General features: G+C 68.4%; 15 protein-coding genes and 1 pseudogene. 11 read left to right on the forward strand and 5 right to left on the reverse strand.

Annotated elements, in window-relative coordinates; translation table 11 throughout:
• Positions 1–171: 171 nt before the first annotated feature.
• The 3 genes from ABTZ58_RS03925 to ABTZ58_RS03935 all read left to right on the forward strand — a co-directional run bounded on the left by ABTZ58_RS03925 (position 172) and on the right by ABTZ58_RS03935 (position 2,344).
• A complete protein-coding gene (locus ABTZ58_RS03925) occupies positions 172–540 on the forward strand; it encodes a helix-turn-helix domain-containing protein (protein ID WP_351350094.1) in 369 nt (122 codons plus the stop codon).
• 209 nt (positions 541–749) lie between these two features.
• Positions 750–1,004: a hypothetical protein gene (locus ABTZ58_RS03930; RefSeq protein ID WP_351350096.1), complete on the forward strand. Its 255-nt coding sequence runs from the start codon at positions 750–752 to the stop codon at positions 1,002–1,004.
• A gap of 98 nt (positions 1,005–1,102) precedes the next feature.
• Complete coding sequence (locus tag ABTZ58_RS03935; RefSeq protein WP_351350098.1) at positions 1,103–2,344, forward strand: tyrosine-type recombinase/integrase; 1,242 nt, start codon at positions 1,103–1,105, stop codon at positions 2,342–2,344.
• 367 nt (positions 2,345–2,711) lie between these two features.
• Here ABTZ58_RS03935 and ABTZ58_RS03940 read toward each other — a convergent pair whose 3' ends face one another.
• Positions 2,712–3,413, reverse strand: a complete 702-nt coding sequence (locus tag ABTZ58_RS03940; RefSeq protein ID WP_351350100.1) for a DUF5324 family protein — start codon at positions 3,411–3,413, stop codon at positions 2,712–2,714.
• A 338-nt stretch (positions 3,414–3,751) separates the two neighbouring features.
• Here ABTZ58_RS03940 and ABTZ58_RS03945 point away from each other — a divergent pair, with 338 nt between their 5' ends.
• On the forward strand, positions 3,752–4,279 hold the full coding sequence (locus ABTZ58_RS03945) for a peptidylprolyl isomerase (RefSeq protein ID WP_309096457.1): 528 nt from the start codon (positions 3,752–3,754) through the stop codon (positions 4,277–4,279).
• Between the two features lie 94 nt (positions 4,280–4,373).
• Positions 4,374–5,264 (forward strand): rhomboid family intramembrane serine protease, encoded by an 891-nt coding sequence (locus tag ABTZ58_RS03950; protein ID WP_351350102.1) that lies wholly within the window; start codon positions 4,374–4,376, stop codon positions 5,262–5,264.
• 256 nt (positions 5,265–5,520) lie between these two features.
• Here the strand turns inward: ABTZ58_RS03950 and crgA are convergent, their stop codons facing one another.
• Positions 5,521–5,775 (reverse strand): cell division protein CrgA, encoded by a 255-nt coding sequence (gene crgA, locus ABTZ58_RS03955; RefSeq protein ID WP_309096459.1) that lies wholly within the window; start codon positions 5,773–5,775, stop codon positions 5,521–5,523.
• A 139-nt stretch (positions 5,776–5,914) separates the two neighbouring features.
• Here crgA and ABTZ58_RS03960 point away from each other — a divergent pair, with 139 nt between their 5' ends.
• The 6 genes and pseudogenes from ABTZ58_RS03960 (at position 5,915) to ABTZ58_RS03985 (ending at position 10,058) form a co-directional block, all read left to right on the forward strand.
• A complete protein-coding gene (locus tag ABTZ58_RS03960; RefSeq protein ID WP_351350105.1) occupies positions 5,915–6,694 on the forward strand; it encodes a DUF881 domain-containing protein in 780 nt (259 codons plus the stop codon).
• A 24-nt stretch (positions 6,695–6,718) separates the two neighbouring features.
• A pseudogene (locus tag ABTZ58_RS03965) lies at positions 6,719–7,180 on the forward strand (sortase domain-containing protein).
• Positions 7,181–7,197: 17 nt separating this feature from the next.
• Complete coding sequence (locus tag ABTZ58_RS03970) at positions 7,198–7,395, forward strand: hypothetical protein (protein ID WP_179272487.1); 198 nt, start codon at positions 7,198–7,200, stop codon at positions 7,393–7,395.
• Entirely contained in the window at positions 7,392–8,030 is a 639-nt protein-coding gene (locus tag ABTZ58_RS03975) for an aminodeoxychorismate/anthranilate synthase component II (RefSeq protein ID WP_351350107.1), read from the forward strand. Before ABTZ58_RS03970 ends, ABTZ58_RS03975 begins: the two co-directional genes overlap by 4 nt.
• The gene (locus tag ABTZ58_RS03980) at positions 8,027–9,295 is read left to right on the forward strand and encodes a class E sortase (RefSeq protein ID WP_351350109.1); all 1,269 of its coding nucleotides are present in this window, start codon (positions 8,027–8,029) and stop codon (positions 9,293–9,295) included. Before ABTZ58_RS03975 ends, ABTZ58_RS03980 begins: the two co-directional genes overlap by 4 nt.
• Before the next feature lie 13 nt (positions 9,296–9,308).
• Entirely contained in the window at positions 9,309–10,058 is a 750-nt protein-coding gene (locus ABTZ58_RS03985; protein WP_351350111.1) for a class E sortase, read from the forward strand.
• Between the two features lie 80 nt (positions 10,059–10,138).
• On the opposite strand, the gene pknB is transcribed toward ABTZ58_RS03985, so the two are convergent.
• The 3 genes from pknB to ABTZ58_RS04000 all read right to left on the reverse strand — a co-directional run bounded on the left by pknB (position 10,139) and on the right by ABTZ58_RS04000 (position 15,256).
• Positions 10,139–12,169 carry a Stk1 family PASTA domain-containing Ser/Thr kinase gene (pknB, locus tag ABTZ58_RS03990; RefSeq protein ID WP_351350113.1) on the reverse strand — a complete coding sequence of 677 codons (2,031 nt, stop codon included), beginning with the start codon at positions 12,167–12,169 and terminating at the stop codon, positions 10,139–10,141.
• 169 nt (positions 12,170–12,338) lie between these two features.
• Positions 12,339–13,817, reverse strand: coding sequence for a peptidoglycan D,D-transpeptidase FtsI family protein (locus tag ABTZ58_RS03995; protein ID WP_351350115.1), 1,479 nt, complete (start codon positions 13,815–13,817; stop codon positions 12,339–12,341).
• Positions 13,814–15,256, reverse strand: a complete 1,443-nt coding sequence (locus tag ABTZ58_RS04000) for an FtsW/RodA/SpoVE family cell cycle protein (protein WP_351350117.1) — start codon at positions 15,254–15,256, stop codon at positions 13,814–13,816. Before ABTZ58_RS04000 ends, ABTZ58_RS03995 begins: the two co-directional genes overlap by 4 nt.
• Positions 15,257–15,263: the final 7 nt, after the last annotated feature.

Here is a 15,263-nt window from a genome sequence, read left to right on the forward strand (position 1 = left end):
AGCGCTGGGGTGTTTGGTTCGGTGGAAGTCGGGCACTTGAACGACTGCCCAGAGTCGTAGGCATATGCCGCGCACAACGGCGCGTGACAAGGGAGTCGCGCGCCGCTAAGTTTTGCGCCAAGCTTCTACTTTCGCTTGCGAAAAGTAGAAGGTCAGGGCAACCTTGCCTGCGTGGAGAAGCCCCAGCCCGTGGCAGCAGCGAGCGAGACCCTCGGTCAGGTCCTCGCCGCCATCAAGGATGAGCTCGGTCTCACCGAGACCGAGATCGCCAACCGGATCGGCAGCCACGTATCCACAGTGAACAACTGGGCTCACGGCAAGGCGTTCCCCCGTGAGCCGGCACTGCTCAAACTGGCCGAAGCGTTCCCCCGGTACCGGGCCCGCCTCTTCGCGGCCACCGGAAAGCGGTCACCCGCCCCGCTTTCTGACGACCGGCGCGAAGCCGTCCTGAAGGTCTTCGACCGGCTCACCGAGGAACAGCAGCAGATGTTGTTGATCCAGGCCAACGCGGTAGCGGAAGCCAACGACCGCCAGGGCTGACGAAAAATCACCGCGCCTGTGCAACCATCAGGCCGGATCCGCGGTCTCTGTTACTCGGGCATCGTCACTTTTCGTCAGGCTGGGTGCGTTTTCCGTCAACAAGTGGTCGCGCTTCCGACCACTCACAGGTACCTTCGGTGACGCGTTCGGCGTCCTCCCCCGCCGATCACAGCTACCTACCCGTGTAACCGTCCCCGGGGGAGTGTGTCATGTGCATTCGGGTCCAGTTCGCGCCACGCCACGAGATCTTCGACCCGTGGGACCGCGCCAGGAACCTGATCACCATCCCTGCCGACCTGGCCGCCACCGTCCTGTTCACCTTCCACGCGATACGGGCCGTTCTGCACGCAATGGACGTCGTACAGCCCGAGTTCGGTGCACGCTGCTGGTGCGGGGAGGCCATCGACCTTCCCGCGCCCACCAGCCAGCAGCGACAGAACGAGGTGATGGACCTTGGCGCGTAGGACGCAAGCCCCGACGGTGAAGGCGGGCCGCCATGCCGCGTAGGGCTCAGAACAACCCCCGCCAACTGCGCAGCAAGAGCTGCGGGTGCTCGAAGTGCTTGGAGGCATACCCGCCCGCCGACCACGGCGAGCGCCGGCCCCGCCGGGACTGCATCGGCTCGTGGCAGGCCCGCTACCGGGACGCCGAGGGCCAGCAGAAAGCGAAGAACTTCCCGAAAAAGAAGGAGGCGGATGCCTTCCTGGACCGCATCAGGGAGGCGGTCCGGGCCGGGACCTACCTGGACCCCAAGCGCGGCGAGATCACCCTTGCCGCCTGGTGGGCGGAGTGGTGGCCCGGCCACGAGCCCGGGAAGACGACCACCCGCAACAGGAAGTTGTCGTCCTGGACGTGTCACATCGAGCCGAAGTGGGGCCAGCGGAAACTCAACTCCATCCGCCACACCGAGGTACAGGCGTGGATGCGGACCGAAGTCAAGGGCCACGCCACACAGGTGAAGGTGCGTGAGCTGTTCCGTGCGCTGATGCGCGACGCGGTCGTGGATGAGCGGATCGCGAAGAACCCGCTCGACTCCGTCACCATCACGGCACAGGCCCCTACGAAGCACCCGGACGATCTCCGGCCTCCGACCGAGGAGCAGTACGCCGAGATCCGCGAGGCCGTCCCCGTGTGGTACCAGCCTGTCGTGGACTTCGCGCACGAGACCGGGATGCGATGGAGCGAGATCAGCGGCCTGCGCGCCTGCTACCTCAACCTGGAGGAGCAGACCGCCGAGGTGCGGCACATCCTGGTGGACGACCGAGGCACCATCGTCCGCCAGAGCATGCCCAAGACGGTCGCCGGGTACCGCACGGTCCCCCTGACGGCCGCAGCCGTCGACGCGGCCCGGCTCATGCTGGAGCGCCTGCCGGCGTCCAGTTCGGTGACCGACGTCGAAGACGGATTGTGCCCCGAGGAACTGGTGTTTCGTGGTCCGATGGCCGGTGAGGTTCGAGTCCTGAAGGGGGAGCGAACCACCCTGGACGGTGTCCTGCGGGGCAACAACTTCCGACGCCGGATTTGGATTCCCGCGATCAAGGAAGTGGGATTGGCACGGCTCATCAAGAATCCGGAGACGGGGCGCGAGGAGTACTGGCCGCGGTTCCACGACTACCGGCACGCGCTGGCGAGCCGTCTGCACGCGCAGGGCGTGAGCGAGAAGGAGGTACAGCTCATGCTGGGGCAGGAGCGCGGCGGCCGGGTGACGTGGCTGTACACCCATGGCACGGAGGGCGCGGCGGACCGGCTGCGTCAGGCGCTGGAGGCCGGCCGTACCGCCCGCCACCTGCGGGCCGTCTCGTGACCGGTTACAGGACTGGAATCCACATCCAGTCCACAACGACCGCACGGAACGACTCGGAACGACTCGGAGTTGCTCGCGCGGATCGGGCTTAACCCTCCTGACCTGCACTCGGAGCCACTCGGAACGCCTCGGAATCACTCGCCCATGGGGGCAGGTGATTTTGCATGGCAGATGTCAGGGGTTCGACTCCCCTAGGCTCCACTCCGAAACGCCCTCCGAGCTGCGGAAACGCAGAGCCGGGGGGCGTTTTTCGTGCGCCCTCGCGATCCGGGCGGCGGGTGTTTCACGTGAAACAGTGCGGCGGGGCGGGAGAACCCAAGGGATGTCCTCAAGTCTCCCGCCCCGCCGAGCTGTTGATCGGCGACGTTCAGGGACGGTCGTCGCGCTGGGCGGCCTCCTCCTCGGCCTGCTTGGCCTCGACCTCGGGGTCCAGAGCCGACTGGCCGCTGCCGTCCACGGCGGACAGCCGACCCGACTCCGGGACCTCGGTCGCGGCAGGCGGCTCGACCAGCCAGTCCGGGTTGGCCTGCTTGTCCCACCACTTCCACGCGGCGAAGGCGCCGCCGGCCACGGCGCCGAGGATCACCAGCGTCTTCACGGCCTTGCCGGCCCTCGCCCGCCGTTCCTGCCGGCGGATCAGCTTCTGGATCTCCTTGGACGAGACCTGACCGCGCAGCGCCGCCATCGCGGCGGCACTGCGGGCCGCGGCCTCGGTCGTCACGGGCACGGCCGCGGCCATCGCCTGCTCCAGCCTCGGCCGGGAATACTCCGCAGCCTGACGGGCGGCCTTGCGTGTGCGGACGGCGGCCTCGCGGGCGGCCTGGTCGACGTTCGGCGGTACATGGGAGCGGGCCTGCTCCAGATAAGGCTGCACATGGGCGCCGTACTGGACACGTGCCTGCCCGGCGGCCTGCGTCACCTTGGGCGCCAGCCGTACGCGCGCCTCGTGTGCGTAGTGCGCGGCCCTGTCCTTGGCCGTGTCGGCGTAGGGCGCCACCACTTCCGCGGCGTGCAGCACGCTGTCCTTCGCCGAACCAGTCGCGGCGCGCACGCTGTCGATGCGGGTCACGGGTTCCTCCTCCTCGGTGGCGTACGGTATTTCGACTTTCCACCCTTTTACGGATCATGCCTCCGGGAGCACTACCAGGCATGCGCGGGCGTGCATCCGGGTCACGGAAACCGGCATCCAGTGCCGATCACGCGCAAGAGCGGATGAATAGGCTGCAACGGGAGCTTGTCGACGACAATGCCACGGATCGTCGCCGCGCGCCCCTGCCCCGGGACGACTCGACCGTTTTTCTGCGACCCTCCGCCGAGGGTTTCCCCCCGCTGCACGGAGGTCGGACGACGCGGGGGCCCGTCCATGCGAGGATCAGGGAGTCACAGAAAGACAACGGAAGGCAGATCGTGGCTGAGCAGCTCTACGCCACCCTGAAGACCAACCACGGCGACATCGAGGTTCGGCTGCTGCCGAACCACGCCCCCAAGACGGTCAAGAACTTCGTCGAGCTCGCCCAGGGCGAGCGGGAGTGGACGCACCCGGAGACGGGCCAGAAGTCCACGGACAGGCTCTACGACGGCACGGTCTTCCACCGGGTGATCAGCGGTTTCATGATCCAGGGCGGTGACCCGCTGGGCAACGGCACCGGCGGCCCCGGCTACCAGTTCGAGGACGAGTTCCACCCGGACCTGCGCTTCGACAAGCCCTACCTGCTGGCGATGGCCAACGCCGGCCCGGGCACCAACGGCTCGCAGTTCTTCATCACCGTCTCCCCGACGGCGTGGCTGAACCGCAAGCACACCATCTTCGGCGAGGTCACCGACGCGGCCAGCCAGAAGGTGGTGGACACCATCGCCACCACCCAGACGAACCCGCGCACCGACCGCCCGCTGAACGACGTGGTCATCGAGTCCGTCGTGATCGAGACCCGCTGAGGCGCCCACCGAGACCCCAGCAGGGAACCAATCGCCCTGCTCATCCGTAGGGATGAGCAGGGCGGGCTTTTTCACCACGACCGAGGGGAAACCCATGGACGAGCAGGCTGCGGGCAGCCCGCAGGACGCCCACAGCGTCCCCATGTGCTACCGCCACCCGGACCGTGAGACGGGCATCCGCTGCACCCGCTGCGAACGCCCGATCTGCCCCGAGTGCATGGTCAACGCCTCCGTCGGTTTCCAGTGCCCCGAGTGCGTCCGCACCGGCTCCGGCACCGGGCACGCCCCTTCGGCCTCGATGCCCCGGACACTCGCGGGCGGCAGCGTCGCCGCCGACCCCCGCCTGCTCACGAAGATCCTCATCGGGATCAACCTGGCGGTCTTCATCGCCGTCCGGGTCCACGAGTCGCTCCTGAACGACCTCGTCCTGCTCGGCGCCTGGCCGCCCGCCCCCTTCACCCCCACCCAGGGCGTGGCGGGAGGCGAGTGGTACCGCATGGTCACGTCGGTCTTCACCCACCAGGAGATCTGGCACATCGCGTTCAACATGCTCAGCCTCTGGTGGCTCGGCGGCCCCCTCGAAGCGGCCCTGGGCCGGGTGCGCTATCTCGCGCTCTACCTCGTCTCGGGTCTCGCGGGCAGCGCGCTCGCCTATCTGCTGGCCTCACCGACCACGGCCACGCTGGGCGCCTCGGGCGCGATCTTCGGCCTCTTCGGCGCCACGGCCGTGCTGATGCGCCGGCTCAACTACGACATGCGGCCGATCATCGCGCTGCTGGCGATCAACCTGATCTTCACCTTCAGCCCGGGCTTCAACATCTCCTGGCAGGCCCACATCGGCGGACTCGTCGCCGGCGTTGCCGTCGGGTACGCCATGGTCCACGCCCCGCGCGAGCGCCGCGCTCTGATCCAGTACGGCAGCTGTGCCCTGGTCCTGGCGGTGGTGGTCCTGGTGACCCTGGTGAGGACGACTCAGCTCAGCTGAGCGCACCCGTTGTCCACAGCGGGTGGCGGATCTTGTGCACAGTGTGCGGGAACACATGTGCTCCCTGTCACCGACTTGCGTTTCCGCAGGTCAGGCAGGGGGCGAACATGTTTTCGAGTCGCGGTACTTCCGTCATACCGGCGTCAACACCCGACGAGTTATCCACAGATCGTCTTTCTTTTCCCCATGTGGATAACTGCTGTGGATAACTCAGCGAGCAGCCCTGGGCAGAGCTGCGTTCACCGTCCGGTGAGCGCTACTTCCACTGGGTCGAGACACCGAATCCGGCGGCGATGAAGCCGAAGCCCACCACGATGTTCCAGTTGCCCAGCGAGTCGATGGGCAGCGAGCCGTCGGTGACGTAGAAGACGACGATCCAGGCCAGGCCGATGAGGAACATGGCCAGCATGACCGGTGCGACCCAGGCGCGGCTGTTCAGCTTGATCGCGGTCGCCTGCTTCGCCGGCGGCGGCGTGAAATCGGCCTTCTTGCGGATACGTGACTTCGGCACGAGGGTCTCTCCTGTCGATGCGCTGCGTGGCCGCGCAGGTAACTGGGTCGGTCTCGGGGCAGCGTTGGGGGACTCCGAATGCTCCCCCGGGCGTCCGTTAGCGTAGTGCTTCCGCCGCGCCGAAGGAGATAAGGGTACGTTGAGCAATTCTGCCGACTCCCCCGGGACGGGATCCACCCCTCAGCACGCGCGCCGTTTCCGGCCCGTGCGGATCCTCACGGCGGCCGTCTTCGCTCTCGCCGGGCTGATCTTCTTCACCAGCTTCGACACCGCCAAGGGCACCAACATCCGCTCGGACACCTCGCTGCTGAAGCTGTCCGACCTCATCCAGGAGCGCAGCCGGGAGAACGGCGAGCTGGACGAGACCAACGGCGCCCTGCGCAAGGACATAGAGGCGCTCGCCGAGCGGGACGACGGCTCCACCAAGGCGGAGGACGAGAAGCTCGCCGCCCTGGAGAAGCGCGCGGGCACGCAGAAGCTCACGGGCGACTCGATCACGGTCACGCTCAACGACGCCCCGCCGGACGCCACCGCCAAGCTGCCCGGCTACCCCGAGCCGCAGCCCGACTACCTGGTCATCCACCAGCAGGACCTGCAGGCGGTGGTGAACGCGCTGTGGCAGGGCGGGGCCAAGGGCATCAAGGTCATGGACCAGCGGCTGATCTCCACGAGCGCGGTGCGCTGCGTGGGCAACACGCTGATCCTCCAGGGCCGCGTCTACTCCCCTCCGTACAAGATCACGGCGGTCGGCGACCCCGCGAAGCTGCAGAAGGCCCTGGCCGCGTCCCCGGCGATCCAGAACTACATGGTCTACGTCAATGTCTACGGGCTCGGATGGAAAGTCGAGGAGAACGGCCCGGTGACGCTGCCCGGCTACTCCGGCACAGTGGATCTGCACTACGCGAAGCCCGTGGAGTAGCAGCCCAGGCCGGGGGAGTCGCCGGTGCGCGTGATCGTCAGGACCGTCAGCGAACCGTGCGTCACCGCCGGCACCCTGATCGTGCTGTTCGTCGTCCACGCGCTGTTCTGGACCGGTGTGAGGGCCGACGGCGTCATGGACGACCAGATCGACCTGCTCCGCGAGGAGTGGTCAAGGCCACCGTCGCACCTACGGCGACTCCTCCGAGGACTTCCCCAGGCTGCGGCGCGGGGACGCGGTGGTGCTGACCGACGGCACGACCTGGTTCACGTCCGGATCGACAAAGGCCCGTACAGAACAGTGCCCTCGGACATCGAGGTGATCGACCCTGTCCCCCGTCCTTCCGGGTATACGCGTCCGGGCCGGTATCTGACGCTGACCACGCGCGAACCCGAGTGGGGGCACAGTCGCCGGGTGATCGTCCGGGCGCACCCGGTCTCCACGCAGCCTGTGGAGGCCGGGAAACCTGAGGCGCTGCGCCGTTAGTCTGGTGGCTGTACGGCGTGGGTCTGGTGCCGTGGTACGACGGAAGGGACGGCATGTACGGCTGGATCTGGCGGCATCTGCCGGGGAACACGTGGGTGAAGGCAGTGATCTCGCTCGCCCTGGTCGTGGCCGTGGTCTACGTCCTCTTCCAGTACGTCTTCCCGTGGGCGGAACCGCTGCTGCCCTTCAACGATGTGACGGTGGACAACCAGTGAGCGCGCGCATTCTCGTCGTCGACAACTACGACAGCTTCGTCTTCAACCTGGTCCAGTACCTGTACCAGCTGGGCGCCGAGTGCGAGGTCCTGCGCAACGACGAGGTCTCGACCGCACACGCGCAGGACGGCTTCGACGGGGTCCTGCTCTCCCCGGGCCCCGGGGCGCCGGAGCAGGCCGGGGTGTGTGTGGACATGGTCCGGCATTGCGCCGCGACCGGCGTGCCCGTCTTCGGTGTCTGCCTCGGCATGCAGTCGATGCAGGTGGCGTACGGCGGTGTGGTGGACCGGGCGCCCGAGCTGCTGCACGGCAAGACCTCGCTGGTCGAGCACAGCGGCGGGGGCGTCTTCGCGGGGCTGCCGTCGCCCTTCACGGCGACGCGCTACCACTCCCTGGCCGCCGAGCCCGCGACGGTCCCGGCCGAGCTGGAGGTCACGGCCCGGACGCACGACGGCATCGTCATGGGCCTGAGGCACCGCGAACTGCCGGTCGAGGGCGTGCAGTTCCATCCCGAGTCGGTGCTGACCGAGCACGGGCACCGGATGCTGGCCAACTGGCTGGTGGAGTGCGGCGACCAGGGCGCGGTGGCGAGGTCGGCCGGGCTCGCCCCGGTGGTGGGCAGGGCCACGGCGTGACCGCGCTGCGCCCCGAGCGCGAGTCCGGCACCTCGTACGGGCAGCAGTCGTACGGGGTGCCGGGCGCGTCGGAGGACTGGTCGGGCGGGGCGTACGGCGCGGCCCCGCGGCCGGGGCGGCAGCCGCAGACACCGCCGTACTCGCCAGAGGCGCAGGCACAGGCCTACCCGGGGGGCCCGGAGCCCCAGCCCTACGCACCGGGACCCCAGCCTTATGCGCCGCAGCAGCCGCAGCCGCAACCACAGCCGGTGCCGGAGCCGGATCCGTACGCCGAGCCATACGGTGCCGGTATCGATGTTGGCGCCGGAGTCGGGCAGCCCTTTCTGCCGCCCGTCGACGAGGAGACGGTGGCGCTGCGGATGCCGGATCCGCCACCCTCGGACGGGGACCTTCTACCGGGCTCTCGGGCCGCTTCACGCGCTGGGCGGGACGGGTCCGCCCCCGGCGGCCGGGCGGCCCGCAGAAAGGCCGCCAAGCGCCGTCACGGGTGTCATGGGAGCGCCGCGGAGGCCCCCACGGCCGCTCCGGCCCGGGAAGGGGCTCGGGCGCCGCTGTCCCGGGTCGAGGCACGCAGGCAGGCGCGGGCGCGTAAACCCGGCGTGGCGGTCGTGGCCAGCCGGGCGATCGGTGAGGTGTTCATCACCACCGGTGTGCTGATGCTGCTGTTCGTCACCTACCAGCTGTGGTGGACGAACGTCCGGGCGCACGCACAGGCCGGCAAGGAGGCCAGCAGCCTCCAGAACGACTGGGCGAGCGGCAAGCGCAACCCGGGCGCCTTCGAGCCGGGGCAGGGCTTCGCCATCCTGCACATCCCGAAGCTGGACGTCGTGGTGCCGATCGCGGAGGGCACCAGCAGCAAGGGCGTGCTCGACCGGGGCATGGTCGGGCACTACGCCGAGGGCGCGCTGAAGACCGCGATGCCCGGGGACAAGACCGGGAACTTCGGGCTCGCGGGGCACCGCAACACCCACGGAGAACCGTTCCGCTACATCAACAGGCTCACTCCGGGCGATCCGATCGTCGTGGAGACGCAGGACGAGTACTACGTCTACAAGATGGCCTCGATCCTGCCGGTGACGTCGCCGAGCAACACGAGCGTCCTCAATCCGATCCCCGCGGGGTCGGGGTTCACCAAGCCCGGCCGCTACATCACGCTGACCACGTGCACGCCGGAGTTCACCAGCAAGTACCGGATGATCGTCTGGGGCAAGATGGTCGAGGAACGGCCGCGCAGCAAGGGCAAGCCGGATGCGCTCGTCAATTAAGGGCAGATGACCAGTGGCAGCGACCACCGACACGGAGCACGAAGAGCACGCCGGCGCGGCGTCCCGGCCGCCTGCGGCACGCCGCCGCCCCGGCCCGATCGCCAGGGTGGTCAGCTTCTTCGGGGAACTTCTCATCACCGCGGGCCTGGTCCTCGGCCTGTTCGTCGTCTACTCGCTGTGGTGGACGAACGTCGTCGCCGACCGCGCGGCAGGCAAGCAGGCGGACAAGGTCCGTGACGACTGGGCGCACGGCCGGGGCGGTCCGGGCGCGCTGGACACGAAGAACGGCATCGGCTTCCTGCACGTGCCGGCGATGAGCAAGGACGAGGTCCTGGTCGAGAAGGGCACCTCGAACAAGATCCTCAACGACGGTGTCGCCGGGTACTACACCGAACCGGTCAAGTCGGCCCTGCCGATGTCGGGCAAGCCCGGCAACTTCTCCCTGGCCGCCCACCGCGACGGGCACGGCGCCAAGTTCCACAACATCGACAGGATCGAGAAGGGCGACCCGATCGTCTTCGAGACGAAGGACAAGTGGTACGTCTACAAGACCTACGCCATCCTTCCCGAGACGTCGAAGTTCAACGTCAAGGTCCTCTCGAACGTGCCGAAGGAGTCCGGCCGGAAGAAGCCGGGCCACTACATCACGCTGACGACGTGCACGCCGGTGTACACGAGCACCTACCGGTACGTCGTGTGGGGCGAACTGGAGCGCGTCGAGAAGGTCGACGAGGACCGGACCCCGCCGAAGGAACTGCGCTGACCCCGCCCGGTCGCGGCACCCCACGAAAAACCCCGGCGCCCTGAGGGTGCCGGGGTTCTTCGTGTGAGCGGGCGGTCGCGTCAGTCGTCGCCGTTGAGGCCGCCGAAGATGCCGCCGTTGCCGCCGCCGCCGTTGTTGTTGCCGCCGTTGTTGTTGCCCCCGAAGCCGACGGTCTGGAGCGTCACCGTGGTGCCCGCCGGGTTGTCGACCTCCTGGTTGCCCTGGGGGTCCTGGCCGGTGACGAGGGCGTTGTCGCTCTGGTCGCTGCCGTTGGCGAACTGGATGTTCGTGAAGCCGGCCGCCGCCAGGGTCTGCTTGGCCTGGGCGACGGTCTGGCCGACGACCTGCGGGACGCGCGTCTTCTGCTGTTCCTGCTTCTTCTTGCCGATCTGCAGGGTGACCGAGGAGTTCTTGTCGACGGAGGTGCCGGCCTGCGGGGTGGTCGCGATGACCTTGCCGACCTGGTTGTCGTCGTCGGTCTCGATCTCGGTGCAGTTGCCGACGAGGTTGCTCGCCTGCATCTGCTGCTTGGCCGCGTCACAGCTCTGGCCGAGCACGTCCGGGACGGTGGACTTCGCCTCCGCCTTGGCGATGATGAGGGTGATGGTGGAGCCCTTCTCCACCTCGGCGCCCAGTTCCGGGTCCTGTTCCAGGACGGTGCCGGGGTCCTCCGAGGACACCCTGCTCTTCGTCTTGACCTCGAACTCGTACTTGTCGCCCTCGAGCTTGGCCCGCGCGTCGTCCAGGCTCTGGCCGACGACGCTCGGCACCGCCACCTTCGGCGCCCCGGTCGACACCACCAGCTCGATGGTGTCCCCCTTCTGGACGTCCGTGCCGGCCTCGGGGTTCTGGCTGCAGACGTTGCCCTTGGCCTGGTTCTCGCAGGGCTTCTTCGAGAACGTCAGCTCCAGGTCGGAGTTGGTCGCCAGCTTGCGGGCGTTCTGCTCGGTCTCGCCGACGAAGTTGGGCGCCGGCAGGGTGTCGTCGCTCGCGCCGTCGCCGCTGAACGCCCACCGGCCGATGAGGATCGCGCCGACCAGGACGAGGATGCCCGCCACCACCAGCAGGATCGTGGAGGTGCTGGACTTGCGCTGCTGCCCGCGGCGCCGGTCGGGGCGCTCGTCGTAGCCGTAGCCGCCGTCGTCCGGGTTCATGGGGGGCAGCATCGACGTGGCGCCGGCGCCGGAGTCGGAGCGCAGGGCCGTGGTCGGCTGGTCGTCGGGGTAACCGCCGTAGCCGACCGAGCCCATGGCCGCTGTGGCGGCGACGGGCTGGCCGTCGAGGCAGGCCTCGATGTCGGCGCGCATCTCGTCGGCCGACTGGTAGCGGTAGTCGGGGTCCTTGACGAGCGCCTTCAGCACGATCGCGTCCATCTCGGGCGTGATCTCGGGGTCGAAGACGGAGGGGGCCTGGGCCTCTTCCCGTACGTGCTGGTAGGCGACGGCGACCGGGGAGTCGCCCACGAACGGCGGGCGGACCGTGAGGAGCTCGTAGAGCAGACAGCCCGTGGAGTAGAGGTCCGAGCGGGCGTCCACCTGCTCGCCCTTGGCCTGCTCCGGGGAGAGGTACTGGGCGGTGCCGATGACGGCCGCGGTCTGCGTCATCGTCATGCCGGAGTCACCCATGGCGCGGGCGATGCCGAAGTCCATCACCTTGACCTGGCCGTTGCGCGTCAGCATGACGTTCGCGGGCTTGATGTCACGGTGGACGATGCCGTTGCGGTGGGCGTACTCCAGGCCCTGCAGGATGCCGATGGTCATCTCCATGGCACGCTCCGGCAGCAGCTTGCGGCCGGAGTGCAGGAGCTCACGGAGCGTCGAGCCGTCCACGTACTCCATGACGATGTACGGGATCGACACGTTGTCGATGTAGTCCTCGCCCGTGTCGTAGACCGCGACGATCGCGGGATGGTTGAGCGAGGCGGCCGACTGGGCCTCCCGGCGGAACCGTGCCTGGAAGGAAGGGTCGCGCGCGAGGTCGGCGCGCAGCGTCTTCACCGCCACGGTGCGGCCGAGGCGGGTGTCATGCGCGAGGTAGACCTCCGCCATGCCACCACGCCCGAGCACCTGGCCCAGTTCGTACCGGCCGCCGAGGCGACGCGGCTCTTCCATAGCTACCTACCAGCCCTCTCCGTCGGTCCCGACCGGCACGCTTGTACGGTCGGAGGCTGCCGTCCGGGCCTACCGTACCCGGCTCGCTTTGTGTGACCTGGCCAAGCCCGTCAGCCGATACAGGACCGGTATCGCAACGTGCACCGATGTGAAGCAGACGTGAGCGGGGTCACTTCTTGCCCTTGATGACCGCCTCCATCACGTCCCTCGCGATCGGCGCCGCGAGGCCACCGCCGGAGATGTCGTCACGCACGGCGTTGTCGTCCTCGACGACGACCGCGACGGCGACCGGTGCGTTGTCGTCGGAGTCCTTGGCGTAGGAGATGAACCACGCGTAGGGGTTCTCGCTGTTGTCCACACCGTGCTGGGCGGTACCGGTCTTGCCGCCCACCTTGACGCCGTCGATCTTGGCGTTGGAGCCGGTGCCCTTGTCGACGACCGTCTCCATCATCGACTGCAGGATCTGCGCGTTCTCCGGGGACAGCGGCTGGCTGAGCTCCTCCGGGTCGGTCTTCTCGATCGGGTCGAGGCCGGGCGACTGGAGCTCGTCGACCATGTACGGCTTCATCAGCTTGCCGTCGTTGGCGACGGCCGAGGCCACCATGGCCATCTGCAGCGGCGTCGCGGCGGTGTTGAACTGGCCGATGGAGGACAGCGCGGTCTGCGAGGGGTTCATGTCGTCGGAGAAGACCGAGGCGTTGGCCCGGACCGGCGTGAACTGCTCCTTGCCGAAGCCGAACTCCTCCGCCTCCTGCAGCATCTTCTCGTTGCCGAGGTCGGAGCCGATCTTGCCGAAGACGGTGTTGCAGGAGTACTGGAGCGCCACCCGCAGCGTCGCGTTCTTGCAGGGGATGTTGCCCTCGTTGGGCAGCTTGGTGGTGGTGCCCTCCATGACCCACGGGTCGGGCGAGTCCGTCTTCGCGTCCGGGTCCGTGTACAGCCCGTGCTCCAGGGCCGCGGCCGCGGTGACCACCTTGAAGGTGGAGCCGGGCGGGTAGGTCTCGCGCAGCGCCCGGTTGAGCATCGGGTCGTCGGCGTTGTTCTTCTTCTGGAGCTTCTGCCAGGCCTTGGAGTCCGTGGTCGTCGAGTTGCCGGCGAAGGACGACGGGTCGTACGACGGGTAGGAGGCCAGCGCCAGGATCTTGCCCGTCGACGGCTCCAGGGCGACGACCGCGCCCTTGCCGCCCTGCCGCTTCAGACCGTTGTACGCGGCCTTCTGCGCGGCGGCGTTGAGCGTGGTGACGACGTTGCCGCCGCCCTGCTTCTCGCCGGTGAGCATGTCGAGGGTGTTGCGGAAGAAGAGCCGGTCGTCGTTGCCGGTGAGGATGCCGTCCTCGATGGACTCCAGCTGCGTGGCGCCGAAGGCCTGCGAGGCGTACCCGGTGACCGGCGCCCACATCGGGCCGTCCTTGTAGGTCCGCTTGAACTTGAAGTCGCTGCCCGACGTCTCGGTGGAGCCGGTGATGGGCTTGCCGCCGACGATGATGTCGCCGCGCGGGGCGGCGTACCGCTCGATGATGACGCGGCGGTTCTTGGGGTCGGTCCTCAGCTCGTCGGCCTGGACGTACTGGATCCAGTTGTCGCGGATCAGCAAGGCCAGCACGAGCAGGCCGCAGAAGATCGCGATCCGGCGCAGGGGCTTGTTCATGACGGGCGGACCACCTGGGTCATCTCGGCGTCGGGGTTGGCGGCGGGGGCGGGGGCCGGGCGTCGGGCGGTGTCGCTGATGCGCAGCAGGATGCCGATCAGCGCCCAGTTGGCGATCACGGAGGATCCGCCGTAGGCCACGAACGGCAGCGTCATGCCGGTCAGCGGGATGAGGCCCATGACACCGCCGGCCACGACGAAGACCTGGAGGCCGAAGGCGCCGGACAGGCCGATGGCCAGCAGCTTGCCGAACGGGTCGCGGGCCGCGAGCGCGGTGCGCACACCGCGCTCGATGATCAGGCCGTACAGGAGCAGGATCGCCATGACGCCGGCCAGACCGAGTTCCTCGCCGAAGGTGGCGAGGATGAAGTCGGAGTTGGCGGCGAAGCCGATGAGGTCGGAGTTGCCCTGCCCGAGGCCGGTGCCGAGCGTGCCGCCGGAGCCGAAGGCCCACAGCGCCTGCATGGCCTGCTCGGAGTGGACGATGCCGTCCTGGACGCCCGCCCGGGAGAGTTCGAACTCGCGCATCGGGTCGAGCCAGGCCTGCACACGCGTCTGGATGTGCGGCTCGAAGCTCGCCACGCCGACGGCGCCGACCGCGGACATCAGCAGACCGAAGACGATCCAGCTGGTTCGCTCGGTGGCGACGTACAGCATGATGACGAACATCCCGAAGAACAGCAGGGACGTACCGAGGTCGGTCTCGAAGACCAGGATGAGGATCGAGATGACCCAGACCACGAGGATCGGGCCGAGGTCGCGGCCGCGCGGCAGGTACAGGCCCATGAAGCGGCGGCTGGCCAGGGCCAGCGCGTCCCGTTTGACCATGAGGTACCCGGCGAAGAAGACCGCGAGCACGATCTTGGCGAACTCACCGGGCTGCAGCGTGCCGAGACCGGGGATCTTAATCCAGATCTTGGCGCCGTAGATGTTCGCGCCGAGGCCCGGCACGAGCGGCAGGATCAGCAGGAACAGCGCACCGGCCATGGAGATGTAGGTGTAGCGCTGCAGGACGCGGTGGTCCTTGAGGAAGATCAGCACGACCGCCAGCAGCGCGACGCCCATCGCCGAGTACAGCAGCTGGCGCGGTGCGGCCTCGGCGTAGTTGCTGAGCCGCTTGGACTGGTCCAGCCGCCAGATGACGACCAGCCCGAGTCCGTTCAGCAGCGTCGCCAGCGGCAGCATCAGCGGGTCCGCGTACGGCGCGAACTTCCGCACGACGAGGTGGCCGACGCCGGCGAGCAGGCCGAGTCCGAGACCGTAGCTCAGCAGGCCCGGCGGCACCGAGTCGTTGATGGCCAGCCCGACGTTGGCGTAGGCGAACACCGGGATGACGACGGCGAACACCAGCAGCGCCAGCTCGGTGTTGCGGCGGCTCGGGGCGCCGATCGCGCCGATGGTGGACGTGTGGTGCGTCGGCGAGTTGGAAGTACTGCTCATCGTGTGA

The sequence above is a fragment of the Streptomyces sp. NPDC094143 genome, from assembly GCF_040303825.1.
Taxonomy (GTDB): domain Bacteria; phylum Actinomycetota; class Actinomycetes; order Streptomycetales; family Streptomycetaceae; genus Streptomyces.